The organism is Vibrio sp. 1457 (genome assembly GCF_033340195.1).
Taxonomy (GTDB): Bacteria; Pseudomonadota; Gammaproteobacteria; order Enterobacterales; family Vibrionaceae; genus Vibrio; species Vibrio alginolyticus.
Map to the genome: position 1 here is coordinate 203,718 of NZ_JAWOWA010000003.1, position 26,874 is coordinate 230,591.

21 protein-coding genes are annotated in these 26,874 nt (G+C 46.1%); 14 read left to right on the forward strand and 7 right to left on the reverse strand.

The window, feature by feature from the left end:
- Nucleotides 1–10 precede the first annotated feature (10 nt).
- Entirely contained in the window at nt 11–1,054 is a 1,044-nt protein-coding gene (locus tag R7Z41_RS04610) for an ABC transporter permease (protein ID WP_005379369.1), read from the reverse strand.
- Between the two features lies 1 nt (nt 1,055).
- Entirely contained in the window at nt 1,056–2,081 is a 1,026-nt protein-coding gene (locus tag R7Z41_RS04615) for an ABC transporter permease subunit (protein ID WP_005384771.1), read from the reverse strand.
- An 820-nt stretch (nt 2,082–2,901) separates the two neighbouring features.
- On the opposite strand from R7Z41_RS04615, the gene R7Z41_RS04620 reads away from it, so the two are divergent.
- From R7Z41_RS04620 to R7Z41_RS04680, 13 genes are all read left to right on the forward strand, one after another.
- Nucleotides 2,902–5,502: a TonB-dependent receptor plug domain-containing protein gene (locus R7Z41_RS04620; protein WP_033905922.1), complete on the forward strand. Its 2,601-nt coding sequence runs from the start codon at nt 2,902–2,904 to the stop codon at nt 5,500–5,502.
- 65 nt (nt 5,503–5,567) lie between these two features.
- The gene (locus R7Z41_RS04625) at nt 5,568–6,332 is read left to right on the forward strand and encodes a DUF3450 domain-containing protein (protein ID WP_065275019.1); all 765 of its coding nucleotides are present in this window, start codon (nt 5,568–5,570) and stop codon (nt 6,330–6,332) included.
- A 3-nt stretch (nt 6,333–6,335) separates the two neighbouring features.
- Complete coding sequence (locus R7Z41_RS04630; RefSeq protein ID WP_065275018.1) at nt 6,336–7,697, forward strand: MotA/TolQ/ExbB proton channel family protein; 1,362 nt, start codon at nt 6,336–6,338, stop codon at nt 7,695–7,697.
- Nucleotides 7,698–7,706: 9 nt separating this feature from the next.
- Nucleotides 7,707–8,234 (forward strand): MotA/TolQ/ExbB proton channel family protein, encoded by a 528-nt coding sequence (locus R7Z41_RS04635; protein ID WP_005379363.1) that lies wholly within the window; start codon nt 7,707–7,709, stop codon nt 8,232–8,234.
- Nucleotides 8,235–8,259: 25 nt separating this feature from the next.
- Nucleotides 8,260–8,667, forward strand: coding sequence for an ExbD/TolR family protein (locus tag R7Z41_RS04640; RefSeq protein WP_005379359.1), 408 nt, complete (start codon nt 8,260–8,262; stop codon nt 8,665–8,667).
- A gap of 4 nt (nt 8,668–8,671) precedes the next feature.
- Nucleotides 8,672–9,304 carry an energy transducer TonB gene (locus tag R7Z41_RS04645; RefSeq protein ID WP_005379353.1) on the forward strand — a complete coding sequence of 211 codons (633 nt, stop codon included), beginning with the start codon at nt 8,672–8,674 and terminating at the stop codon, nt 9,302–9,304.
- 9 nt (nt 9,305–9,313) lie between these two features.
- A complete protein-coding gene (locus tag R7Z41_RS04650) occupies nt 9,314–10,537 on the forward strand; it encodes a tetratricopeptide repeat protein (RefSeq protein WP_005379348.1) in 1,224 nt (407 codons plus the stop codon).
- 448 nt (nt 10,538–10,985) lie between these two features.
- Nucleotides 10,986–11,609, forward strand: coding sequence for a guanylate kinase (gene gmk, locus R7Z41_RS04655; RefSeq protein ID WP_005379347.1), 624 nt, complete (start codon nt 10,986–10,988; stop codon nt 11,607–11,609).
- Between the two features lie 182 nt (nt 11,610–11,791).
- Complete coding sequence (rpoZ, locus tag R7Z41_RS04660; RefSeq protein ID WP_005379346.1) at nt 11,792–12,064, forward strand: DNA-directed RNA polymerase subunit omega; 273 nt, start codon at nt 11,792–11,794, stop codon at nt 12,062–12,064.
- Between the two features lie 39 nt (nt 12,065–12,103).
- Entirely contained in the window at nt 12,104–14,224 is a 2,121-nt protein-coding gene (gene spoT / locus R7Z41_RS04665) for a bifunctional GTP diphosphokinase/guanosine-3',5'-bis pyrophosphate 3'-pyrophosphohydrolase (RefSeq protein WP_005379340.1), read from the forward strand.
- A 52-nt stretch (nt 14,225–14,276) separates the two neighbouring features.
- Nucleotides 14,277–14,960, forward strand: a complete 684-nt coding sequence (gene trmH / locus R7Z41_RS04670) for a tRNA (guanosine(18)-2'-O)-methyltransferase TrmH (RefSeq protein ID WP_017635001.1) — start codon at nt 14,277–14,279, stop codon at nt 14,958–14,960.
- A gap of 253 nt (nt 14,961–15,213) precedes the next feature.
- Nucleotides 15,214–17,295, forward strand: coding sequence for an ATP-dependent DNA helicase RecG (gene recG, locus R7Z41_RS04675; RefSeq protein ID WP_225477635.1), 2,082 nt, complete (start codon nt 15,214–15,216; stop codon nt 17,293–17,295).
- Between the two features lie 232 nt (nt 17,296–17,527).
- Complete coding sequence (locus R7Z41_RS04680) at nt 17,528–18,916, forward strand: uracil-xanthine permease family protein (RefSeq protein WP_047103752.1); 1,389 nt, start codon at nt 17,528–17,530, stop codon at nt 18,914–18,916.
- A gap of 72 nt (nt 18,917–18,988) precedes the next feature.
- Here R7Z41_RS04680 and envZ read toward each other — a convergent pair whose 3' ends face one another.
- The 5 genes from envZ to R7Z41_RS04705 form a co-directional block, all read right to left on the reverse strand.
- On the reverse strand, nt 18,989–20,281 hold the full coding sequence (gene envZ, locus R7Z41_RS04685; protein WP_017820700.1) for a two-component system sensor histidine kinase EnvZ: 1,293 nt from the start codon (nt 20,279–20,281) through the stop codon (nt 18,989–18,991).
- A gap of 102 nt (nt 20,282–20,383) precedes the next feature.
- Nucleotides 20,384–21,103: a two-component system response regulator OmpR gene (gene ompR, locus R7Z41_RS04690; RefSeq protein ID WP_005379333.1), complete on the reverse strand. Its 720-nt coding sequence runs from the start codon at nt 21,101–21,103 to the stop codon at nt 20,384–20,386.
- A 129-nt stretch (nt 21,104–21,232) separates the two neighbouring features.
- A complete protein-coding gene (locus R7Z41_RS04695; protein WP_017635004.1) occupies nt 21,233–21,628 on the reverse strand; it encodes a DUF1090 domain-containing protein in 396 nt (131 codons plus the stop codon).
- Between the two features lie 105 nt (nt 21,629–21,733).
- Nucleotides 21,734–22,225 carry a transcription elongation factor GreB gene (gene greB, locus R7Z41_RS04700; protein WP_005379321.1) on the reverse strand — a complete coding sequence of 164 codons (492 nt, stop codon included), beginning with the start codon at nt 22,223–22,225 and terminating at the stop codon, nt 21,734–21,736.
- A gap of 117 nt (nt 22,226–22,342) precedes the next feature.
- Nucleotides 22,343–24,223 carry a RimK/LysX family protein gene (locus tag R7Z41_RS04705; protein WP_225477633.1) on the reverse strand — a complete coding sequence of 627 codons (1,881 nt, stop codon included), beginning with the start codon at nt 24,221–24,223 and terminating at the stop codon, nt 22,343–22,345.
- 229 nt (nt 24,224–24,452) lie between these two features.
- Here R7Z41_RS04705 and R7Z41_RS04710 point away from each other — a divergent pair, with 229 nt between their 5' ends.
- Complete coding sequence (locus R7Z41_RS04710) at nt 24,453–26,774, forward strand: Tex family protein (protein WP_225477631.1); 2,322 nt, start codon at nt 24,453–24,455, stop codon at nt 26,772–26,774.
- The last annotated feature ends 100 nt before the right edge of the window (nt 26,775–26,874 follow it).

Consider the following 26,874-nt stretch of genomic DNA (forward strand, 5'->3'; position numbering starts at 1 on the left):
CAATGCTCGCTTAAACATAGCGTGTGAATTTTTTCGGGTCGAAAGCCGCTCGAATGGCTTCACCAATAAAGGTCACCATTACCAGAACCAGAACAATAGAAGTCACTACTGACGCAACAATCCATGGCGAATCTAAGTTTGACTTACCTTGTTGCAGTAGTTCACCCCAACTTGGCGTTGGTGGCATCAAGCCTAATCCTAGGTAATCGAGAGCAGTCAGTGCTGTGATGTTAGCTGCAATAGTGAAAGGCGCTAGGGTTACAATCATCACCATCGTATTTGGCAAGATGTGATTAAACAAGATACGTCCGGTCGATGCCCCTAAAGCACGAGCCGCCATTACATATTCTCGTGCCGCTTCTTTATAGGTCATGGTCCGCATGTACCATGTCATCCCCATCCAAGTGAAAAGCACGTTAATAGCGACAAAGAGAGCGAACGTCGGCTGAACGATTGAGACAAGAATCATAATGACGTACAAAAACGGGACCATTGACCAGATTTCGATAAGTCGCTGTACAAACAAGTCAAATTTACCGCCCCAAAAACCCATAGCACAACCGACTGCAGTACCGATCGCGTAGGAAATGGCCATCGTAAGCAACGCAAATCCCATCGCCGTTCTGAATCCGTAGACGAGTCGCGCCAAAATATCGCGACCTATCACATCTGTACCTAAATAATGCTTATTTTCGGCACTAGGCGCTGTTGGCGGGAAATCACCACTAAAATCTTGTTCGTATGGGTTCCACGGCACAAGCGGCAAAATAACAAAGTTGTCGCCCCCTTCAGCCTCAAACGCTTTTTGCAGTACACGATAATCGGCTTCACTGGATGACTCTTGGCCGAATTCGCTACCTAAACGTACGTCACTGACAACAGGAAAATAGTAGCTACCATCGTACTTGACGACTAGCGCTTTACTGTTGATCAAAAGTTCGGCGAATAGAGAAAGGATCAACATGATAGAAAGAGCAACAAACGACCAATAGCCTCGTTTGATCTCTTTAAAGTGACGAATTTTCTTTTGAGTTAATGGACTAACTTTAATCATGTTACGCTCCAAACTTCACACGTGGGTCGACTAAAGCAACACAAATATCTGAAATGATGTTACCAATGAGCAGTAACAACGCATTAATGGCGACAATACCCATAACAACAGGGTAATCACGCTCCATGATTGATTCGTAACCCAATAAGCCAATGCCATCAATATTGAAGATAACTTCAATCAGGAAGGCACCGGTCATGAAGAACAACAAAGAGTTACCAAAGTGACTCGCGATCGGAATTAAGCTGTTACGCAACGCGTGCTTACGAACTGCTTTTTTGAAAGGTAATCCTTTCGCAATTGCGGTGCGGATGTAATCTGAGGAAAGGTTTTCCATCAGGTTATTTTTCATTGTCATCGTCAGCGTGGCAAAATCACCAATGAGGTAACAGATCAAAGGCAACACCGCATGCCACATAATGTCTTTAGCGCGTTCAAAGAAGGTTTCGTAATCGTCGAAGTCATCGCCGACAAAGCCTCCCATCGGAAACCATTCCAAGTGATAACTAAATAACGTGATCAGCAATACACCCACCACATAACCTGGTAGCGCGTAGCCTACGAAAATGAGTACTGAAGAAGCGGAATCAAACACAGAACCGTGCTTGAGCGCCTTATAGTAACCAAGAGGAATCGAGATAAAATAACTAATAAAGAAGGTCATGCCGCCATAAAACAACGACACTGGCAAACGCTCTGCGATCATGTCCGAGACAGGCTCGTAGTAACGCGTCGACTCGCCAAGATCTAGCATTACCAAACGACTTAACCACTCGACGTACGCTTCCGTTACAGGTTTATCCAGGCCATAAAACGCATTCAGCTCCGCGATTTGATCGTCAGAAAGGGCCGTATTACCACCCGCAGACGTCATTGATGCGGCGCCATCTCCCTGAGACTGCATTTGTGACAACATGCGTTCAACAGGTCCGCCAGGCACGAAACGAGTGATAGCAAAGATGAGAATAGTTATCCCGAGAAACGTTGGGATAACCAACGCCAAACGGCGTAAAAAGTACGACAGCATATACAACTTGCTCCTTGTCTACTGTCCAGTTCAAACGGAGTGAAAGAGGATATTTTCCGCCCAAAATGGTGCATATTTATCTCGTAGTAACTAAAACTGTTGAAGCACACTCCCTGCGCCTCAAGAGCTAGACTTTTCTACTACTGCAATAATTTCAGCGTCATATTTATCTTGAATCCACATCAGCTTCAAGTGTTTGAAACCAAAACATGACAAACTTCCTTCGATGTCGAAAAACAGAAATGTTTTTGTAAAAAATTATAAAAAACCACAAAAATAATTCATACAGAATATCAATCTAGGCTGTTTAGAGCCAAAACCCTACATAAAAATGCACCCTACACACATAAATAGACACATAATCCAAGGTTATATTTGACCTAAAAATACGAGTGAGCCCTTTAACCGCAATGGGTATCATATTTTGATACCACCTAATAAGTTCGAGCTAACAAAGTATGGATTCGATATAAAACTCATCTCAGAACAATTCACTGGAAAAATATCTTTTTCCAGATTCAATTACCCACTAAAAAACCATAGGCAAGATAAGTCATTAAAGTTTATAAGAAACACAAAATACGGTGTTTTATTGAAATTTAATATCGATTCATAAACATTATTCGGTTTTTTATTCCGCCTTTTAAATAAAGCCTGGTTATTTACATCTTTTTTACATTTAAGCATCCCCGTTTACCACTGGTTTGACTTCCTTTTTTCATCTCGGTTATACATTGGCCGAACGTTAACGAAATATTAACGTCACATTTGGCCGCTATGCGGCCAGACATAGGAAATAATAATAATCGGAGCAACAAGGATGTATAAAAACACAACCGCTTTATCTGTTGCGATAAGCCTTGCTTTGGGGACAGCAGCAGTTGCAGCCCCAGCAACAGCACTGGCAGAAGAGCAGCAAGTTGAAAAACTTCAAAAGATGAAAGTTACTGGTTCGCGTATCTCCACGACGGATATGGAAGGTCCTTCACCAGTTACTGTTATTAATAGTAAAGACATTGAGTCTAAAGGCTTTAACAGCGCGCAAGACGTATTGAACAGTTTGACCCAAAACACAGGTGGTGTAATGGCTCAAACAGACTCTTTCTCGTTTACACCAGCAGCGCAGTCAGTCAACTTACGTGGCCTTGGCGCGTCACGCACATTGATTCTTATTGATGGCCGTCGTCTTCCTCAATACCCGCTAGCACAAGATGGTACATCTAACTTCCAAGATATAGGCCAAATCCCTGTCGCCGCTATTGAGCGTGTTGAAGTAATGACCGACTCAGGTTCTGCTATCTACGGCTCCGACGCAATCGGTGGTGTCGTAAACTTCATTTTAAAGAAAGACTTTGATGGCGTTTCTGTAAAAGTACGCGCGGGTGACGCGACGGATGGTGGTTACCAAAACGGCCGTTTAGACGTTGTGGCTGGCAAAAACTTTGACGACAAACGTATTCTCTTCGTTGGCCAATTTGCGGGCAACGAAATGCTAAAGCAATCTGACCGAGATGATTGGGCTGGCGATGACGGTTCTAGCCGTTCTCAGCTAAGTGGCTACTCTAGCTACGGTGCAAACTTTGAAGGCGCAAACGGAACACTTCTAACACCAGCTGATGCTGGTTCTTCATGTAAAGAAGTCGTTGGTGATGCCGCGATTGAACGAGCGGATGGAAAGTGTGGTGTTAACCGCTCTGCATACCGAACATTAAAACCAGAAAACAAACAAGTAGACCTACTTTTACGTGGTGAAATGGACATTAACGACAATGTCACTGCCATGGCAGAAGCCCGTTTTGGCTACAAGTCTACAGAATCTGAATTCGAACCTAACCCTTACAGCGTTGAAGTTGATGCCACTCACTTCCGCGGCGAAGGCGAATACACTCGCCGTATGGTCGAATTTGGACCACGCGAAAGTAACACTGAAGCCGATTCTTTTGGCTTAACCTTAGGCTTGAACGGCCTGCTTGCTGATACGTATGATTGGGACCTATCCGCTGGTTACTCTGAGCAAAGCGTTGAAACAAGCAACCCAGCAATCTTCCTAACTCTCGACCAAGCTGTACAAAATGGTGATGTCGATCTTCTGGGGCCTATCTCTCAAGACGTTGTAGACAAATACAGCGGCACTTCAAGCAAAGAAGCTTACTCAAAGCTTTACTCTGTTAACGGCTCACTGGCTGGTGATTTGGTTGAACTTCCTGCAGGTATGTCTGGCTTTGCTGTTTATGGTGAATGGAACCGTACTGACTACAATGAGACGATTGATGCTACAACAGCAGCTGGTGGTTTCTCTGGCCTAGGTGGAACATCAGGCGGCGGTGACCGTGATCAGATTGGTCTTGGTGTTGAAGCTCTTATTCCTATCATTGAAGATTTAGAAATGACTGTCGCTGGTCGTTACGACCACTACTTCGACGACTCGGCAACTGGTGGCGCATTCACTCCTAAAGTAGCCCTAGCATACCGTCCTACTGACACCCTATTGCTACGTGGTAGCTACGGTCTAGGCTTCCGAGCTCCAGACTTGAAGCGACTATTTGGTGATCAAACTCGAGGCTTTGGTTCTGGCTTTGACCCAGAGCTTTGTGCCAACGCTGGTGGTAGCGGCCCACAAGATAAAGATAAGTACCCAGAGTGTGATACTCAGTACTTCGATACGCTTAATGGCCCTAACTCTGAGCTGAAAGAAGAAACAAGTACAAACATTAACTTGGGCCTAGCGTGGGAGCCTGTGGATGATCTTGGTGTAACTGTTGACTGGTACCACATCAAGATGGAAGACGTCGTAACTGCACCAACTTACCAAGATGTAATTAACGATCCAGGTAAATACCCAGGTACTGAAGTCGTTCGTAACCCAGATGGCACCATCAAGTCGGTATCCTATGGTCCAGTGAACCAGTCGTATGAAGAGCGTTCTGGTATTGACCTAGCGATCAAATACGCATACGACACTAATGAGTTCGGTTCATTTAACACGCGTGTTGCTGTAACGAAGATCTTGATTGCTGAATATCAAGAAAACGACAGCGAGCCTGTAACGGATGAAAGAGATTTCATGCCTGAATACACCGCAACGTTAAATCTTGGCTGGGCATATGAAGATGTCGCTATCAACCTATTTGGTAAATACCGCGACCGTATGTGTTCAAGCTACGCAAACCGTTACTACTTTGATGACTGTGATTCTGCTAAAAAAGCGGGTTACAAAGCAGAAATCGCTAGTATGACAACGTGGAACCTAACGGCTTCTTACCAATTCAACGAGAGTGGTCGTGTAACTCTTGGTGCTATCAACATGTTTGACAAAGTACCGCCTGCAGATCCTCTAAGCGATACCTCTCCATTCTATGCAACTGGGTATGACGATCCAATCGGACGTCAGCTATACGTCGAGGCATCATACGACTTCTAAAAAATATTTGGCGCGGGTTTTCCGCGCCCTTTTCGACTGACTAAAACACTGACAAGGATGCAACCATGAAATTCAAGGAATTTGGTCTCAGTGCCATAGCTGCAGCATTGCTTACTATCAGTAGTAGCTCTATAGCGGCCAACTCTGGTGCTGTCGTTTCCACACAAGCAAAAGCAAATCAATCTTCAGAAGCTTCACAACAAAAAATCGACAATTATGCCGAAAGTACTGAAGGCATGTTGGCAGAATACAAAGGCTTACTACGTCAAATCGACAGCATGAAAGTCTACAACGAGCAAATTAACCGTATGGTTCAATCACAGCAAGGTGAATTGGACTCATTAAATAACCAAATTGCTCAGATCGATCAAACGGCAACAGAAGTAGTGCCACTAACACTTAAAATGATCGATGCACTCGATGAGTTTGTGACTCTCGATCTGCCTTTCCAGAAAAAAGAACGTAATAAACGTGTCCAAGAACTGCGTCGTCTCATGGATCGCGCCGACGTAACGACTTCTGAGAAATTCCGTAAAGTGATGGAAGCCTACCAAATTGAAGAAGGCTTCTCTCGCTCAATTGAATCTTACAAAGCTAGCCTAGATAGAAATGGGGAAATCGTGACTTACGACTTCCTACGTATTGGTCGCACGGCGCTTTTATTCCAATCTCCAGACGGTGGTGAGACAGGTATGTGGAACCAACAAACACGTCAATGGGAAACATTACCGGAAAGCTACCGCATAGCGGTACAGCAAGGCCTTCGTATCGCGAAGAAGCAAGCGCCACCAGCGCTAATCAAATTGCCTGTATATGCTGGGGAGGAATAAGAGATGAAAGGATTCAAAACTCTAGCCGCTGGCCTACTAGCGAGCTTATTTATGGTTTCTGGCGTACAAGCAGAAGCGCCTAAAAACTTATCTGAACTACTTAAAAACGTAAAATCAGAAAGCATCGTTGAGTCGAAAGAGAACAAAGCCCGTGAAGCTGAGTTCAAGAACAATCGCGATAAGCAAGCGGCATTATTGCAACAAGCTCGCGAAGAGTTAGCTGCGCAGCAAGCACTGGGCGATCAACTTAAAGCAACATTTGATGAAAACGATAAGCAGCTAACTGAACTAACAGAAACCCTACGTGTTCGCTCTGGTACTTTGGGCGAAATGTTTGGTGTGGTCCGCCAGTATGCGGGAGAGTTTAAGGGCTTATTTGCAGCCTCTCAAAACGCTGTTCAGTTCCCAGAGCGTGACGCTCTACTAACGAAACTGGCTGAAAGCAAAGAACTGCCATCAACACAAGAGCTAGAAGCATTCTGGCATACCATTCTTCAACAAGTGGTTGCCTCAGGCGAGACAGCAACAACCCAAGCAACGGTTGTTTATGGCGAAGGTAAAGAAGCGGTTCGCGATGTTACTCTTGTCGGTGAATTTAACGCGATTGCCGATGGTAAGTACGTTACTTATGTACCTCAAACAGGTAAGTTCGAAGAACTCTCTCGACAACCTCGCACCAATATTACACGTCATGTTGCAGGCTTTGAGTCAGCGTCAAACAGCTATGAGCCACTGTTTATTGACCCATCCCGTGGTGTAATTCTGTCTCTACTTGTACAAAGCCCTACCGTTCAAGAACGTATTGATCAAGGTGGCATTGTAGGTTACGTCATCCTTGGTATGGGTGCAGTTGGCGCTATCATTGCTCTAGTTTGCTTCCTACGCCTTCAAGTGATTGGCGGTAAAATGCGTAAGCAAGCGAAATCAGAAACCGTGATTCCTGGTAACCCTCTGGGTGAAGTTATCCAAGCTTACCAAGAACACAAAGGTGACAACCTTGAAGATCTTGAAGCGAAACTGGACGAAATCATCCTACGTAACGCACCGAGCATTGAACGCTTTATCAGCTCAATCAAACTGTTCGCTTCTGTAGCACCACTTCTAGGTCTACTGGGTACGGTAATGGGTATGATCGGTACGTTCCAAGCAATCACACTATTTGGTACAGGTGATCCTAAGCTAATGGCTGGCGGTATCTCTGAAGCACTTGTTACTACGATGCTTGGTCTGGTTGTCGCAATTCCTCTACTGTTCCTGTACACCATCGTACACAGTAAAGGTCGTCGTTTGGTTCAAACTCTTGAAGAACAGAGTGCAGGCTTCATCGCTCGCTATCAGGAAAAACTACATAAAGCCGAAAGCTAAGGAGGCGTTATGTGGTGGTTAGTTGGAGAACTTGAATCAATTAGGCGCTTCTTGGGAATGGGTGGCGATGTACTCGTCGCCATCTTCATCCTCAGCTTTATGCTTTGGGCAGTATTGTTAGAACGTTGGTTCTATTTTGCTGCCGTCGCTCCAAAAGCCATGAAAAAAGCCGTTGGCTCATGGCAGGGGCGATCAGAGCACCAGAGCTGGAACGCTAAGATGATCCGACAAGAAATTGTTTCTCGTCAGGACATTGAGAATAAAAAGGGCCTGCCAATCGTGAAAGTGTTGATTGCGCTTTGTCCCTTACTGGGTTTGCTCGGCACCGTTGTTGGCATGATCCAAGTATTCGACATCTTAGCGGTAACAGGAACAGGAAGCCCTCGAGCAATGGCCTCGGGGATCTCAAAGGCAACAATCCCAACTTTAGCCGGGATGGTGGCTTCTCTATCAGGACTGTTCTTTAGTTCACGTCTTGATCATTTAGCCAAAGTCACAACGCAAAAGCTGGAAGATAAGCTAAAGCATATTGCCTGAGTAAATGGAATTAGAGGTATAGGTCATGAAAAGACGCTATAGCAGTGATAGCAGTGATGAAACCGCTATCGATATGACACCGATGCTCGACATCGTATTCATCATGTTGATCTTCTTTATCGTAACAACATCGTTCGTAAAAGAAGCTGGTCTAGAAGTAAACCGCCCGACAGCAAGCTCTGCGCAAACCGTGAAAAAAGGTAACATCATGGTCGCAGTTGGTGCGGCGGGTGATGTTTGGGTTGATAAACGCCGCATCGAAGTGGACGCGGTTCGCGCGAATATTGAACGTCTTCGTGCAGAAAGCCCTGATGGCGCAGTTGTTATCCAAGCCGACACTGAAGCAAATGCTGGCGTAGTCGTGAAGGTTATGGACCAGATCAAAATGGCAGGTGTAGAAAGCATCTCCATTGCCGCAACCAATAAGGATTAAGCTTATGCGGTATCTGGCCTCAATTGCACTGGCGCTCATTGTCTCCCTCGGGTTGTTCTGGGGGATGGACAAGCTAGTAAACAAAGAGCGCCACGAGTTAGTGTCGAATGATGACCTGCGTATGGTCGAGTTTATTCGCATTAAACCAGACGAAAAAATACAGGAGAAAAAACGCGAACTTCCAAAACCACCACCGCCTAAGCGTCCGCCGCCACCGCCAGAAATGAAAGTGACAGCGACAGTAAAACCGGTGATGGAGCAGACCCCAATGGATATGCCAAAGCTTGACCTACCCGTAAATGTTACAGGTGGTTCGGTGCTTGGACATTATAGCCAGGGTGGAGGTGCGCAACTCGCGGGTAGCGGAGGTCCAACACCTCTAGCGACATTCCAACCTCAAATGCCTAGGAAGGCTGCGAAAGCAGGAATAGAAAAAGGGGTCGTCTTATTAGAGTTTACTGTCAACGCACGTGGTGCCGTAGAGGACATCAAAGTTCTTAAAGAGCAACCACGACGCTTAGGCCTCGGTCGAGCGGCAAGAAAAACAGTCTCTAAATGGACATTTAAACCAAAATTGGTTGACGGGAAACCTGTTAGCTCGCGCCTATCGCAAGAAATAGAGTTCTCAACCAATTAAGGAGTCACGATGAAAAGTTTATGGAAAAGCAAAGTGGCTTCTTTAATTCTCTTCGCAGGAGTGGCAATGGCCGCTCCTACGATGGCAAAAGAAGCTCCTCAGTTATCAGATCGGACATTTCGAACCGTTAACAAAGTGCAAGAGTTGATCGCAACTGAAAAATATTCAGCAGCGAAAGAAAAACTAGCAAGCGCTTTAGAAAGCACAAGTTCGAAAAAATACGACCGAGCAGTTTTACTTCAGCAGACTGGCTTTTTGTATTCGCTACAAGACAATTATGTGCAAGCAGCAAAATACTTTGCCGAAGCATTACAGCTCGACGCACTTCCCGTTCCTGTTGCTCAACAAGTTCGCTACAGCTTGGCTCAGCTTTACCTAGCTGAAGAAAAGTATACGTTGTCTGTAAAAACGATGAAGGAATGGTTCAAGGTTGCAGAAACAACCAAAGAGAAGCCTCAAGCTCATGCTTATATCACGTTAGCGAGCGCTTATGTTCAGTTGGAAGATTACAAAAATGCAATCCCGCCAACCAAAAAAGCCATCGCGATGAGCAAGAGCCCAAGTGAGTCTTGGTACTTAATTCTCGTTGCATCTCACTACGAGTTAGGCCAGCTGAAAAGCGTTGCCAGTGTACTCAAAACTCTGACTTCAAAGTACCCTCAGAAAAAGCGTTACTGGATGCAACTTTCTGGTGTCTACATGGAGCTAGGTCAAGAGCGCAACTCTCTAGCCACCCTAGAAATGGTTTACAAAATGGGGAAACTAGAAGGAGAGAAGGAATATTTACGCTTTGTAAACTTCTTGGCTTACCAAGGTATTCCATATAAAGCAGCCAAAACTCTTGAAAAGGAAATGGCAGCTGGAAACATTGAAAAGACGAAGGAAAACTATGACCGCCTAGCCAGTTTCTGGCAGCAAGCTAAAGAGCTAGATAAATCAATTCTCGCTTATAAAAAGTCATATAACCTCGCTCCTTCTGCTAAAACGCAAATTCAGATTGCTCGCTTAATGATACAAGACAAGCAATATTCTGAAGCAACTCGTTTTGTAGAAAGCGCGGCATCCAGTGCCTCTAAAGAGCAAAAGGCAGAACTTGAATACATTCGCGGGATGGCCTATTTCGAGCTTAAGCAGCCACAAAAGGCCTTGCAGGCGATGAAAGGCGCTGCTCAATCGCCAAAATTCAGGTCAACCGTTAGCCCTTGGATAAATTTCCTAGAGTCTCAAGGATAATTCGAAGATTAAGTGTGAGTCAGTCGCACGCCTGGGGAAGTGAAAGCTTCCCCTTTTTTCCGTCTTATCATTATTAACCCCTATTTTTAACCAGAGTCACTCACGCAAGCCAAATCGGGACTCTAAACCTAAAATCAGCACACTAAACGGTTGTAGAAATGGTTTTAATAACAGAGTGCGCGGATGGTAAGTCCTGTATCACGCTCCTTCTTCGCTGTTTAGGAACACTCTGGCGTAAGTAACTATTTCATCAAAGACGATCACAGACAGAAAGATCAACTGGTAACAAAATAGAGATCATGATACTCTTCGCCTCCATTTTTCTGGCGGGATTATCACCAATATCCACCCCTTTGGTGGTTGATTTCTCAATGCCAGTGCTATCGTTATAAGAATGTCGAACTTTCCTTCGGCACTCAATCAATCCAATCAAAAGTGGAACAGTACAATGGGCAAAGGTACTCTCTATATCGTATCTGCACCTAGCGGCGCAGGTAAATCTAGCTTGATCTCAGCGATGTTGGAACGCAACCCAACCTACGCAATGAAAGTGTCTGTGTCTCACACCACGCGCAACATGCGACCTGGTGAAGAAAATGGTGTCCACTACCATTTTGTAGCGAAAGATGAGTTTGAAGCCCTGATCGCTAAAGGTGACTTCCTAGAATACGCAGAAGTGTTTGGTAATTATTACGGCACATCTCGTGTATGGATTGAAGAAACACTAAATAAAGGTATCGACGTTTTTCTAGATATCGACTGGCAAGGCGCACGCCAAATCCGTGAACAAATGCCAGAAGCCAAAAGCATCTTCATCCTGCCACCATCAAACGGTGAGTTAGAGCGCCGCTTGAACACTCGTGGTCAAGATAGCGATGAAGTGATCGCAAAGCGTATGGCTGAAGCCAAGTCGGAAATCTCTCATTACAACGAGTACGACTACGTGATCGTAAACGACGATTTTGATACCGCTTTGATGGATTTTAAAGCTATCTTGCGTGCTGAAAGATTGAAGGAAGAAAAGCAAGCTGCTAAATATAAAGGTATGCTTGACGCGTTGTTAGCAGAGTAACTTCAAAAAAGTCACGCTGTAAAACATAAAAGAATTTCCCGTTTTTTGCCCAGTGCGAAAAACACAATAAACTACCTGAGAAAGTCCACAAACGGTGGCTTGTCTAATTGCTAGTAAATAAAGTAGTTAGGTTGTATACTTTCTCGTCATTCTAAAATTTTAGTTAACTATTTGGAGTCCTCATGGCACGCGTAACTGTTCAAGACGCTGTTGAAAAAGTTGGCAACCGTTTCGACCTAGTACTGATTGCGGCTCGCCGCGCTCGTCAAATGCAAACTGGCGGTAAAGATGCACTAGTGCCAGAAGAGAACGATAAGCCAACGGTTATCGCTCTACGCGAAATCGAAGAAGGTTTAATTACTAAAGAAGTTCTAGACGCTCGTGAACGTCAAGAACAGCAAGAGCAAGAAGCGGCAGAGCTAGCGGCAGTAAGCAGCATCGCTCACAACCGTTAATTCTGACTTTAGAATTCAACAACCTCCCGGGCCTATAATTTGTATCTATTCGATAGCCTCAAAGACGTTGCCCAAGAATACCTAACAGAGCCTCAGATTGAGGCTCTGCGTCAATCTTATGTGGTAGCGAGAGATGCCCATGAAGGGCAAACCCGCTCTAGCGGTGAACCATACATCATCCACCCTGTCGCAGTGGCTCGTATCTTGGCCGAAATGCGCCTTGATATCGAAACCCTCCAAGCTGCTTTGCTGCATGACGTCATTGAAGACTGTGATGTAACTAAAGAAGATCTCGAAGAGAAATTCGGCAACACTGTCGCAGAATTGGTTGATGGTGTATCTAAACTGGACAAACTCAAATTCCGCGATAGGAAAGAGGCTCAGGCTGAGAACTTTCGTAAGATGGTTCTGGCCATGGTGCAAGATATCCGCGTCATTCTGATCAAACTTGCTGACCGCACGCACAACATGCGTACGCTTGGCGCGCTTCGACCAGATAAAAAGCGTCGTATTGCTCGTGAAACATTAGAAATTTACGCGCCCCTCGCTCATCGTCTTGGTATTCACAATATCAAAACCGAACTCGAAGAGTTGGGCTTTGAGGCGCTATATCCCAACCGCTACCGCGTACTGAAAGAAGTGGTTAAAGCCGCACGTGGTAATCGTAAAGAGATGATCCAACGCATTCACAGCGAAATAGAAGGCCGTCTGCAAGATTTCGGCTTGAATGCTCGCGTCGTTGGTCGTGAGAAAAACCTGTTCTCTATCTATAACAAGATGAAAACCAAAGAACAGCGCTTTCACACCATCATGGATATCTATGCGTTCCGAGTCGTTGTTGATACCGCTGATACTTGTTATCGCGTTTTAGGCCAAGTACACAGCTTGTATAAGCCACGTCCTGGTCGCATGAAAGATTACATCGCGGTACCAAAGGCGAACGGCTACCAATCGCTACACACTTCCATGGTTGGTCCACACGGCGTACCTGTTGAAGTTCAGATCCGTACTGAAGATATGGATCAAATGGCGGACAAAGGTGTCGCGGCACACTGGTCTTACAAAGACAAAGGCGACAAGTCTGGCACCACTGCGCAAGTAAAAGCTCAGCGTTGGATGCAAAGCCTGTTAGAGCTACAACAAAGCGCGGGTAACTCATTCGAATTCATTGAAAACGTAAAATCCGATCTTTTCCCAGATGAGATTTACGTCTTCACACCAAAAGGTCGTATCGTTGAATTACCTTTAGGCGCAACGGCTGTCGACTTTGCCTATGCCGTACATACCGATGTAGGCAACTCTTGTGTTGGTGCTCGTGTTGATCGTAACCCTTACCCATTGAGTAAGGCATTGAAAAACGGTCAGACGGTGGAAATTATCAGTGCCCCTGGTGCGCGTCCGAATGCGGCATGGCTAAACTATGTCGTGACTTCTCGTGCCCGCACTAAGATTCGACAAGTACTGAAAACGATGCGTCGTGAAGAGTCGATTACTTTAGGTCGTCGCCTACTTAATCACGCACTTGGCCGTCACTCGATTGATTCAATTTATCCAGAAAATATCCAAGAAGTCTTGAATGATCTTCGCCTAGAAAGCATCGATGATTTATTGGCTGCTATTGGATTGGGTGAGTTGATGAGCATTGTGATCGCACGTCGTCTCCTTGGTGACACCGAAGAGCTCACAACAACAAGTTCAATCCCAACGGACTCGAAGAAGAAGCTTCCGATTCGTGGCGCAGAAGGCTTATTGCTGACGTTTGCAAATTGTTGTCATCCTATCCCAGATGATCACATCATTGCTCACGTATCGCCTGGTCGTGGTTTGGTTGTTCACCGAGAAACATGTCCGAACGTTCGTGGTTATCAGAAAGAGCCAGACCGTTATATGGCTGTCGCTTGGTCTGAAGACTACGATAAAGAGTTCATTGCTGAACTTAAAGTCGACATGCTTAACAACCAAGGTGCTCTTGCAGAACTGACCAACGTGATCTCGAAAACAGGGTCAAACATTCATGGTCTTTCAACGGAAGAACGTGATGGTCGTTTATACACTGTGACAGTGCTGTTGACGACGAAAGATCGTGTCCACCTTGCTGGTATCATGCGTAAGATTAAGGCAATGCCTCAAGCAACCCGAGTCAGACGCAGAAAGAACTAACCTCTATCGCCACCTACTCTGTTAGGTGGCGATTTTTTATACCTCAATAAATATGAACCTAGAACGTTACAACCGTATTCACCAAGTCCTAAAAACTCGCCAAACTGATCTGACACTTTGTCTCGAAGAAGTACATAAGCCAAACAACGTCTCTGCTGTGATCCGCACCGCTGACGCGACAGGCTTACACAAAGTTCACGCAATTTGGCCAGACAAAATGCGTACGCTGAGCCATACCTCAGCTGGCGCGCGTAACTGGGTTGAAGTGGATACTCACGATTCGATTGAAACTGCGATTACCGAACTCAAAGCGCAAGGTATGCAGGTTTTGGTGACCAATCTTTCGGACACCGCCGTCGATTTTCGCGAGATCGACTACACCAGACCAACGGCAATCATTTTAGGCAGTGAAAAAGTTGGCGCTTCGGAGCAAGCCAAACAGCTTGCCGATCAAGACATTATTATCCCGATGGTGGGCATGGTGCAGTCACTAAACGTATCGGTTGCCAGTGCCGTAATTTTGTATGAAGCGCAACGTCAACGTGAAGCCGCAGGCATGTACGACCGAGAAGAAAGCGCTCTGCCTAAAGAGACAATCAACCGTATTCTCTTTGAACGTGGTCACCCTGTTCTGGCAAAAGTCGCGAAACGAAAAGGGCTCGTTTACCCACCACTCGATGAAGAAGGTCAAATCATCGCCGATGACGCGTGGTGGCAAGAGATGCAAAGCAAGTAACAGACTTTCGTCATCCTGAACGGTGGCGAAGGAGCGTGGTTCAGGATCTAATTCTCAAATATACAGATGCTGATAGTGTTAACTTCAGCGACATACTTGTTGGAAATAGGCTCCTGATGTCGCTAAAGTTCCTCGGAACTATAGTTTATCAGTCAAATCATGACACTAACTAAAGCATGACTATTTTTTCCTGTACAAAAACACAGCTCCATGGTTAACATACTGCAATGTTAACCATTTTCTTGAGCCCTCTATGTCCGCCCAAATGTTATCTGCCGTCCCATTAACCTCCCTTTCTGGAGTTGGCGCGAAAGTCGCAGAAAAACTCGCCAAAGTTGGCTTACATAGCGTTCAAGATTTGCTGTTTCACCTTCCGTTACGCTACGAAGATCGTACTCGTATTTACCCTATTGCCAAACTGCATGCTGGCCTTTGGGCGGCCGTGCAAGGTAAGGTCATGACAGTCGACACTATCTTCGGTAAGCGCAAAATGCTAACGGTAAAAATCAGCGACGGTAATGGCACTATCACGCTGCGCTTTTTCAACTTTACCGCAGCCATGAAGAACAATTTCACGCAAGGTAAGTTAGTGCATGCTTACGGTGAAATTAAGCGCGGTGGCATGGGTTTGGAAATTGTTCATCCTGACTACAAGTTTTACGTCAGCGAGCAAAAGCCCGATGTAGAACAGAGCTTAACCCCTGTTTATCCCGCCACCGATGGATTGCGTCAAATCACATTACGCAACCTTACCGAACAAGCTTTAGCCCTGCTTGATAAAACCGCAGTGCAGGAATTACTTCCAGCGGGGTTGTATGACCATCAAATCACGATGTCGCAAGCGCTGCACACCATTCATCGCCCACCACCAACCATTAATTTAGATGAGTTTGACGAAGGCAAACATCCTGCCCAAATCCGCTTGATCATGGAAGAATTGCTCGCACAAAACTTATCGATGCTGGCGGTGCGTAGCAAAGGTCAGAAGGATTCAGCGCTACCTCTCGGTCCTTGTAATAAACTAAAAACGCAGCTTTTAGCCCAACTGCCTTTCTCTCCTACAAACGCTCAAACCCGAGTCGCACAAGAGATTGAAGCCGATCTAGAAAAACCGCACCCAATGATGCGATTAGTGCAAGGCGATGTTGGTTCAGGGAAAACGTTGGTTGCCGCTTTGGCCGCAGTTAGAGCCATTGAGCATGGCCATCAGGTGGCACTCATGGCGCCAACCGAACTATTGGCCGAGCAACACGCTATCAACTTCGCAAACTGGTTTGAGAGAATGGGCATTCAAGTCGGTTGGTTAGCGGGCAAACTCAAAGGTAAGGCAAAGGAAGCCGAGCTGGCTCGTATTGCCAGTGGTGAAGCGCAAATGGTAGTGGGTACTCACGCGCTATTCCAAGAGCACGTTGAATTTCATCACCTTGCTTTGGTCATCATTGATGAACAACACCGCTTCGGTGTCCATCAGCGATTAGAATTGCGTGAAAAAGGCGCAAAACAAGGCGCTTATCCTCATCAGTTGATCATGACGGCGACGCCTATTCCTCGAACCTTAGCGATGACCGCTTACGCCGATCTGGAAACTTCCGTGATTGACGAGCTACCACCGGGTCGAACGCCGATTCAAACCGTTGCCATTCCTGATACAAAACGTGACGACATCGTCGAGCGTGTCCGAAATGCCTGCTTAAACGAAGGCAAGCAGGCATATTGGGTGTGTACCCTGATTGATGAATCGGAAGTACTAGAAGCGCAAGCCGCGGCAGATACCGCAGAAGAGCTTCAACGTAAACTGCCGGACGTAAAAATTGGTCTAGTACACGGACGAATGAAGCCGGCAGAGAAACAAGCGGTGATGCAAGATTTCAAAGACAATAAACTGCATTTGCTGGTCGCAACGACAGTAATTGAAGTTGGTGTGGATGTGCCAAACTCTAGCTTGATGATCATAGAAAACCCTGAACGTCTTGGTTTGGCACAATTACACCAGTTAAGAGGTCGCGTGGGCCGAGGTTCCGTTGCTAGCCATTGTGTGCTGCTGTACCACTCTCCGCTGTCAAAAACCGCGCAAAAACGCCTCGGAGTACTACGTGAAAGTAACGATGGCTTCGTCATTGCGCAGAAAGACCTAGAAATTCGTGGCCCTGGAGAACTATTGGGTACAAAGCAGACAGGTCTTGCTGATTTCAAAATCGCAGACCTAGTTCGAGATCAACGTCTGATTCCCGAAGTTCAGCGCATTGCGCGTCATATTCATGACAATTACCCGTCTAACGCAACAGCGATTATCGATCGCTGGTTGGGTGAGCGGGATATTTACTCCAAAGCGTAATGATTGAAAGCGAGCCAAATGGCTCGTTTTTTAATGCGTCAAAAACAAAGCAAACGTTTGCTTTTTGAGTAAATCTCTCTATAATCGCGCACAAATTTTTAAGTGTGTTAGATCACACTCCACCAACCTGAGTTGACTCTGATTAACAGCAATCACAGGTAACGACGTCAACTCCACCCTGCTCTCCCATTCAGCGAGAACTAGGGACATATTTCGACTAGCGAGACAAACAATGACAACTTCAAACCGATCTTCGGAACTGGTCTATCAACTCAACGATCGACCACCTTTGCCTCAAACCATTTTTGCCGCACTTCAGCACTTATTGGCGATGTTCGTCGCGGTTATCACTCCTTCACTGATCATCTGTCAGTCTTTGGGTGTACCAGCAGACCAAACGAACACCATCATCAGCATGTCTTTGTTTGCGTCAGGCGTGTCTTCGTTTATTCAAATTCGCACCATTGGCCCAATTGGCTCTGGTTTACTCTCTGTTCAAGGTACCAGCTTTAACTTTTTAGGTCCTATTATTGGTGCAGGCCTATCGCTGAAAGCCGGTGGAGCAGACATCAGCACCATGATGGCTGCCATTTTTGGTACGATTTTAGTCGCATCATTTGCAGAAATTTTCCTATCTCGCGTATTGGAGCATGCCCGCCGAATCATCACTCCGCTCGTTTCAGGCATCGTCGTCACTCTTATCGGTCTCACACTGATTCAAGTCGGCTTAGTATCAATGGGCGGTGGCTACGCAGCATTAAATGAAGGAACCTTCGGCAGCTTAGACAAACTTGCTCTGGCTGGGACGGTACTTGGATTAATTGTGATTTTAAACCGCTCGAAAAATCCATACATCCGTGTGGCTTCAATCGTGATTGCGATGCTAGTGGGTTACATCATGGCGTATTTTATGGGGATGGTAGATACTTCTCAGCTAGGCGCAACCGAGATCGTAGCACTGCCCGTACCAATGCAATATGGCTTATCGTTTGACTGGTCTCTGTTCATTCCGCTGGTACTGATTTTCTTTATTACCGCACTAGAAGCCATCGGTGATATTACCGCAACATCTGAAGTGTCTGGTGAGCCAGTAAAAGGCCCAGTGTACATGAAACGCATTAAGGGCGGTGTGTTAGCAGACGGCTTAAACTCTGCAATCGCAGCCGTTTTCAACAGCTTCCCGAACTCAACGTTTAGCCAGAATAACGGCATCATCATGCTAACAGGAGTCGCGAGCCGCTACGTGGGTTACTTTATTTCTGGCATGTTAGTGATTCTTGGCTTGTTTCCTGGCGTCGCTAGCTTTGTTCAGCTGATTCCTGAGCCAGTACTTGGCGGCGCAACGATTGTCATGTTTGGTACGATTGCTGCCGCTGGTGTGCGTATTATCTCTCGTGTTGAGCTCGATCGCCGCGCAATTCTGATCATGGCCTTATCCTTCTCAATGGGACTTGGTATCGCACAAAAACCAGAGATCCTGCAATTTATGCCAGAATTTATTAAGAGTATTTTCTCAACTGGTGTTGCAGCAGGTGGCATCACAGCGATCATTTTAAATCTACTTCTGCCAGAGAAACTGGAAGACGAAGATGAACTTCCTCAGGAAGTGAAAGAGTCTTAAGATTATTGAGAATAAGAAAAGCCCAACCTATTTAGGTTGGGCTTTTTGTTTTAAAGGGTGCGGGCCATCGACTTACTTGGTAGGAAAGCTGATTTGAGCGATTAAACCGCCTTCACTGCGATTACGCATCACCACAGAACCTGAATGCTGGCTGATTATACGCTTCACAATCGCCAACCCGAGCCCAGTGCCTTCACTACCGCGAGCGGTGTCACCACGCGTAAAGGGTTCAAATAACCTCGCGATTTGGGAATGCTCGATACCCGGTCCGTTGTCCTCTACTGAAATCCACACTAGCTGCTTATCTGCTGTCACACCAGTGCTGATTTTGACCCAGCCATTGCCATAGCGTAGCGCATTCACAACTAAGTTACTGATCGCCCGCTTAATCGCAATCGCGCTTCCTTTGGCTGGCGGCAAGTTAAGATTAAGATCTGTTTCAATTTCAACCTCATAACCACCTTCAGAACTGGCGACGTCACTGGCAATCGTACTGATATCAACCGCTTCAAACGATTCTTGGTTCACCGGTTTGAGGTAATCCATAAACTGACTGATGATCTCATTACATTCTTCCGTATCGCTAATGATCCCCTCCGCAAGATAGCTGTCCTCAGGAGACATCATTTCTGTCGCTAGGCGAATACGCGTCAGAGGTGTTCGTAAGTCATGGCTAATCCCTGCCATTAATAAGGCTCGGTCTTCTTCTAGCTCTTGAATACCTTTCGACATTTGATTAAAGGCTCGAGTTACAGAGCGAATCTCCGATGCGCCTTTCTCTGCTAAGGGGGGCGGGATCTCACCTCGACCGACGTCTTTCGCGGCTCTCTCTAAAGCCAAAAGTGGACGGTTTTGCAAACGAATAAACAACCAACCACCTGCAATGATCAGCAGCGCCATAATCAAGCTGTTACGAAACAGCGGGGCAAAATCTTCTTCTTGCAGCTCAGATAACGGAATACGAATGATGGAGTTCGGCAACTTTTCGATGTGCATCCACAAAATGTAACTTTCATCGCCAAGCAATAAGCGCACTTCTGTGGGCGAACCCAGCTCTTGGCTCATTTCTTCAGACATCAAATCAATCGACATTGCGTGATGAAATTCAATCGCCTTATCGCTATCGAGACTATGAACCGTCACCCCTAATCTTTCTAACAATTGACGCCTTAACGGTGCATCAGACTTTAAAGGTCCTTCATCATCAAGCACCAAATTGAGCTCATGGGCGAGAATTTTATTGAACTGCTGCAAACTCGGCATCAACGCGTAGTTAAAAACGGCGTAGTAAGAGAAAACTTGGCTCGCGAGAAGCAAAGAGATGAACAGCAGAATAGATTGTGTCAGTGAACTTCGGATGCGCATGGAACGTTCCTAGTGGTCCTAATCGCGAAATTTCAGCCTTCAAAGGGAAGGTAATGAAGGCTGAAGTTGCTATAGCCAAGTGCTGGCTATGGAGTGAAGAGGTTACACCTCTTTGCCGTCTGGGACGAAAACATAACCTAGGCCCCATACGGTTTGAATGTAGCGCGGCTTGCTCGGATCGTCTTCTAACATGCGACGTAAACGTGAGATTTGTACGTCAATAGAACGTTCCATTGCAGAATATTCACGGCCACGCGCCATGTTCATCAATTTGTCTCGTGACATTGGCTCACGTGCATTCATCACGAGCGCCTTTAGAACAGCAAACTCTCCAGAGGTGAGTGGCATTGCCTCATCACCGCGGAACATCTCGCGAGTGCCTAGATTGAGTCGGAATTCCCCGAACTCCACCACTTTTTCTTCCGTGCTTGGTGCACCCGGCAACTCTACGGTTTGGCGTCGTAATACGGCCTTGATGCGAGCCAATAATTCGCGTGGGTTAAACGGTTTTGGCAAATAATCATCCGCCCCTACCTCAAGACCTACGATGCGGTCCACTTCATCACCTTTCGCGGTGAGCATTAAGATTGGCAACATATTGTTCGCGTGGCGTAGACGACGACAAATTGACAAACCGTCTTCACCTGGCAACATTAGGTCCAGCACCATTAAGTGAAAGTTTTCGCGCGTTAGTAGGCGATCCATCTGTTCGCCATTGGCGACACTTCGTACCTGAAAACCTTGCTCAGAAAGGTAACGCTCCAATAGAGCACGTAAACGAGCATCGTCATCAACCACTAAAATTTTATGATTTTCTTGCATTGAAACATCCTTTCAGAAGCGTCTATTGTCGAAAATGTATCACTGTTTTTCCTAACGTGCTCAAGCAAATTGTTACTCTTTTTATCTTAAGCGCTTTATTCTCTCTCTAGCAGGTATTTTCAGCACCTACTATTGACCATAATTCCATTCCAGTTCACGTTTGGCCTCAAGCAGCTCTTGCTGTGCCTCAGCCAGCTTGTGACGTTTTTTCTCAATTTTGTCTGCTTTCCCTGAATGCTGAGCTTCGACTAATTCTTCCTCTCGCTCCTCAACTTCTTTAGTCTTTTCTTCCACTTCTGCTTGCAGCTCTTGGCGCAGCTCACCTTCCGAGCATTCATTCTGGATAGCGGAAAGTGCTTGCTCCAAGCCTTTAATGCGATGCTCATTACCTTGCGCTTTTGCATACTCAAGCTGCTGCTCTACCGCTAACTCTTTAGCGTCACAGCCTTTCACTTCATCTTGAGCAAAAACTGAAAGTGAGAAACCTATTGTTAGTGCAGCACTACACATGACTGCTTTGTTCATTTTACTTCTCCGAGAAAGGCACCATGCCTTTATACCAAATATTCTGACGTTGAGACCCAAGTCACTTCTAGTGAACTTCATGAGACTTGAATCGGTGATAAAGCCTCAGTCTTCTGAGGCCGGTTGAGTGTATTCAATTGAGTTGATGAACCACTCTTTTTCACCTTCTGGGGTGCGTACCGTGAACTCTTCATCCACTTGTTTTTTCAACATCGCTCGCGCCATAGGTGAATCGATAGAGATGTAGTCTTTCGCATCGCCATAAATCTCTTCAGGCCCGACAATACGAAACTTTTTCACTTCTCCTGCCTCATTTTCTATTTCCACCCATGCACCAAAAAAGACTTTGCCTTCTTGTTGCGGAGAATAGTCAACGATCGTGACTTCTGGCAGGAATTTACGAAGGAAGCGGACACGACGGTCGATCTGACGGAGTAAACGTTTATTGAAGGTGTAATCCGCATTTTCTGAGCGATCGCCCAGGCTCGCAGCCCAAGTGACGATCTTGGTGATTTCCGGGCGCTTTTCATTCCAAAGGTAATCATGCTCTTGTTTGAGTTTGTTGTAACCTTCTCGTGTAATCAGCTTAGTTTTCAAATTAACTCCTATCTCAACTAAAAAATGCTGCTCTTTGGCAGCATTAAGGAGATGATATACCCAAAGATCCAATGTTGTTCAGGCTTTGGGTATCAAGGTGATAAGGCGGCCAGAGTGTTACTTTTCGTAATCCGGTTTTTGCGTCACGATGTAATTCGTATCACTCGAAACAACCGCGCCATGTTTTAGGAAGTTTTTACCTAAAATCATGCTGTAATGGAAGCGACCTCGGTCCTGTAAGTTGACTCGGATCTTATTCTCTAATTCGCCAAGCTTAACATGCATTTCAACCACAGGGCGTACGTTCGCTTTCTCGCCTTTCTTAGCTTTAATACGCATGACATCCACAACAGGCTTGGTAAACGCCTGTTTCATGCCAAGATCGTTCTCATAGGTAAAGCTCACCATGTCTTTGCCGTCTTTCTTAAACTGCTTGATGTTCTTAGCATTGATTGAGCTTACATCTGCACCCGTGTCTAACTTCACAGGGAAAGACATCCCCTCAACTTCAGCTACTTCGATATGGCCAGCTTTGAAAAGTGGCCTTGCATCTAGTAGATGGTCTACGCGAGTGTTCAGCAACACACCACCCTTGGCTATGTCATGACCAAAGACGAAAAAGGGTTGAGTGTCACCCTCATCAAGCACATCGAGCGCAAACTTCATTGATGTGTCTTTTCTACCGAGAAGAAAGTCTCCTTCGACAACAGGGCGAACCGCGCTGCCAACCTTGAGCTTTTTCAACACTGGTTTGGTGATTTTTTCTTCTTTCCCCTCATCGTTCATTAAATAAAACGTGACGGATTCATCCTTACCTTTTTCTGTTACTTCAAACCCATTTACACGCAGTAATGGCGTTTTCACAGTAAAAGTGGGGTAAGCAGGGACGGTATAACCATCAATGGTGACCTGTTCTTCTGGTGAAACGACAAGAGGTTTTGATTTGAGTGCGCTTTTGAACGTTTTTTCTACGCCACCCAGTAGATTTTCTCTGTCCGTATCAATAACAAAGTGCTGACTCGCGACGTCCCGACCTAAGCGAATTTGCGAACTGAACTTACTGCGATCACGCAGATACACCAACCAACGTTGAGTTTCATTTTCGCCGACTTTGACGGGTAAATAGACTAAAGGGCGATCGCTTTTGGTCGTTTTCAGCATTCGTACCAAGGGTAATGTCATTGGATGACGCTTGCCATTCTCGCCCTCTAACATAAAAGAGACTTCGTTATGCTTTTTGTCTACCTTGATGTCCAGTGCATGGACGTTGGTATAACGGCTAGAAGTTGAGATGCTGATCTTATATGGCACACCTTCGACTTCAACCGTCTCTTTTTTGCCAATCATTTTTGCGCTTGGCTGTTCTTGAAGATAATCGTAACCAGCGAAGACCCATGCGTTATCATCGAGATAAGTTTTACCAATCAAGATAGGAGAAGAGAATTGCGTACGCTTGGTCAGGTTCACTTCCGTATCAACGGTGTGACCAGCGATTGTCATCGGCATTTTTATTGTCGGGCGTAGGATGGGCTTTTTGCTTGTTCGACTGCGAATCGCGCTCACTCTTTCCAGATCATCGGTAATCTGTATTTCCTTCCCTGTATAAGGGTGAGGAACCGTAAAGCTAACCTTTACTTGATATGGCTTAAAGCTGTCGGCGTCCCACTTTGCCTTCGTACCACCTAAGTCATCGACAATCGCCCAAAGTAACTCGTTATCTTTCAAATCTTGGTAATCTGGGTGTGAGCTACTGACATGGATATTCTCCGCATGCATCGATGTCGTATCTGCACCAGTATCAATCTTGCCAATAAATGGCACTGCTTTTAGTTCCGGAATGTCACTGTAGTAGACGCTCTCCACACGCCCTAGTACCAATTTGTTATCGAGCTGATAAACGGGAGCTTGTGTGGTTCCTGAGATAGACTGCGCCCAACTAAGCGGGGCGGCAAGTAAGGCACTCGTAAGCGCTAACGCCAAAGACATTTTTTTCATCATGATTATCCGTATAAGCCGAGGTACATTTAGTGATATCAACAACCGTGGAATTAGGTTAGTCGATAACTGCGGATATAAGTTCTCAATTTAATTACAGTTTTGACATAAATATGACTGATGTCCACCAGCGCCCGGTAAATTTTTGCCTCGTTAATTTAAAACATTGCAAATTCTTCGAACGACCCCAATGTTCTATACAACCAAAACTGAATTAAAAGAGAAAACACGGATGAGCCAAGCTATCTGTCGCATGATTGCTCAAGAACTGAATGTTCGCCCAGAGCAAGTCAACGCCGCTGTCACCCTAATTGATGATGGCAACACTGTCCCTTTTATTGCACGTTACCGCAAAGAGGTGACGGGGGGCCTTGATGATACCCAGCTTCGTACTTTGGACAGCCGTCTGTCTTACCTTCGTGAAATGGATGATCGCCGTCAAACCATCCTCAAATCAATCCAAGAGCAAGGCAAACTGACGCCAGAGCTAGAACAAGAGATCGCGCAGGCAGACAGCAAAACTCGTCTTGAAGACTTATACCTACCTTACAAACCCAAGCGTCGTACGAAAGGTCAGATCGCGATTGAAGCTGGTCTTGAACCACTCGCAGATCAGCTTTGGAATCATCCACAAACCGAGCCAGAAAGCGAAGCAAGCAAATACCTTGATGCAGACAAAGGCATCGCAGACACCAAAGCTGCATTGGATGGCGCTCGCGCGATCATCATGGAGCGCATCGCAGAAGACGCAAACTTACTGGAAAAAATTCGCAACCACTTAAATCGCAATGCGGAACTGGTTTCACGAGTCGTTGAAGGCAAAGAGCAAGAAGGCGAGAAGTTTAAAGATTACTTCAACCACAACGAGCCCCTAAGCAAAGTGCCATCGCACCGCGCACTGGCGATGCTACGCGGCCGTAACGAAGGCTTCCTGACATTGGCAATGAATGCTGATCCAGAACAGGAAGAAGGCGCTCGTCAGTCTTACTGCGAAACGATTATCGCCGACCATTATGGCGTGACGCTAAGCAGCGCACCGGCGGATACCTGGCGTAAGCAAGTGATCAGCTGGGCATGGCGCATCAAAGTATCGATGCACATGGAAACCGAGCTAATGGGCGCAATGAAAGAGCGCGCTGAAATCGAAGCGATTGAAGTATTCGCCACTAACCTAAAAGACTTGTTGATGGCAGCACCTGCTGGCCCTCGTGCAACACTTGGTCTCGATCCGGGTCTGCGTACAGGTTCAAAAATCGCGGTTGTCGACTCAACAGGTAAAGTGCTTGCAACCGAAACCATCTACCCTCACCCACCACAAAAACAATACGACAAGTCAGCACAAATCGTTGAGCAGTTGGTGCGTAAGTACAACGTGGATTTGATTGCGATTGGTAACGGTACGGCTTCACGTGAAACCGACAGCTTTGTCGCAGACGTCATCAAACGTGGCAACCTGAAAGTTCAGAAGATCATCGTAAGTGAAGCGGGTGCATCGGTTTACTCAGCGTCTGAGCTTGCAGCAAAAGAGTTCCCGAATATGGACGTATCACTGCGTGGTGCAGTGTCGATTGCACGTCGTTTGCAAGATCCATTGGCTGAACTCGTGAAAATTGATCCTAAATCTATTGGTGTGGGTCAATACCAGCACGATGTAAGCCAATCTATGTTGGCAAAACGCCTAGATGCGATTGTGGAAGACTGTGTAAACGCGGTTGGTGTTGATGTGAACACTGCTTCTGCGGCGCTACTGACGCGCGTAGCAGGCTTATCAAGCACCATCGCGCAGAACATTGTCGACTTCCGCGATGAGAACGGCCGCTTCGAAGCACGTACAACCTTGAAGAAAGTACCTCGTTTAGGTCCTAAGGCGTTCGAGCAGTGTGCGGGCTTCCTGCGTATTATGGATGGTAAGAACCCACTTGATGCGTCTGCGGTTCACCCAGAAGCGTACCCAGTGGTCAAAGCGATTTCTGAGAAGAACAACAAAGATATCAAAGCACTGATTGGTGATTCAAGCTTCCTTAAAGGTCTGCATGCGGTCGATTACACCGACGATAACTTCGGCGTTCCAACCATTACAGACATCATCAAAGAGTTAGACAAGCCGGGTCGTGACCCACGTCCAGAATTCAAAACGGCGACCTTTGCAGAAGGTGTAAACTCGGTATCTGACTTGGAACCGGGCATGATTCTAGAAGGCGTGGTGTCTAACGTAGCCAACTTCGGTGCCTTCGTTAATATCGGCGTTCACCAAGATGGTCTTGTGCATATTTCTGCACTGACAGATCGTTACGTGTCTGACCCACGTGAAGTGGTGAAAGCGGGCGACATCGTCAAAGTGAAAGTGATGGAAGTTGACGTGCAGCGTAAGCGTATTGGTCTATCGATGCGTATGAACGACGAACCGGGTCAAGACAACCGCAGCCAACGCTCATCAGCAGCGCCACGTCGTAATGACCAACCGCAGCGTCGTCAGCCTCGCCGTGATGATTCGTCATCGAACAGCGCGATGGGCGGTGCGTTTGCTGCAGCGTTTGCTAAAGCGAAAAAGTAACCTTACCTAGGCTTCACCGCTAACGAGCTTTCATAACTAAAAAGAAAACGCTCCAATCAGTCAACCTGCTTGGAGCGTTTTTGTTTGAGTAGGATATTGA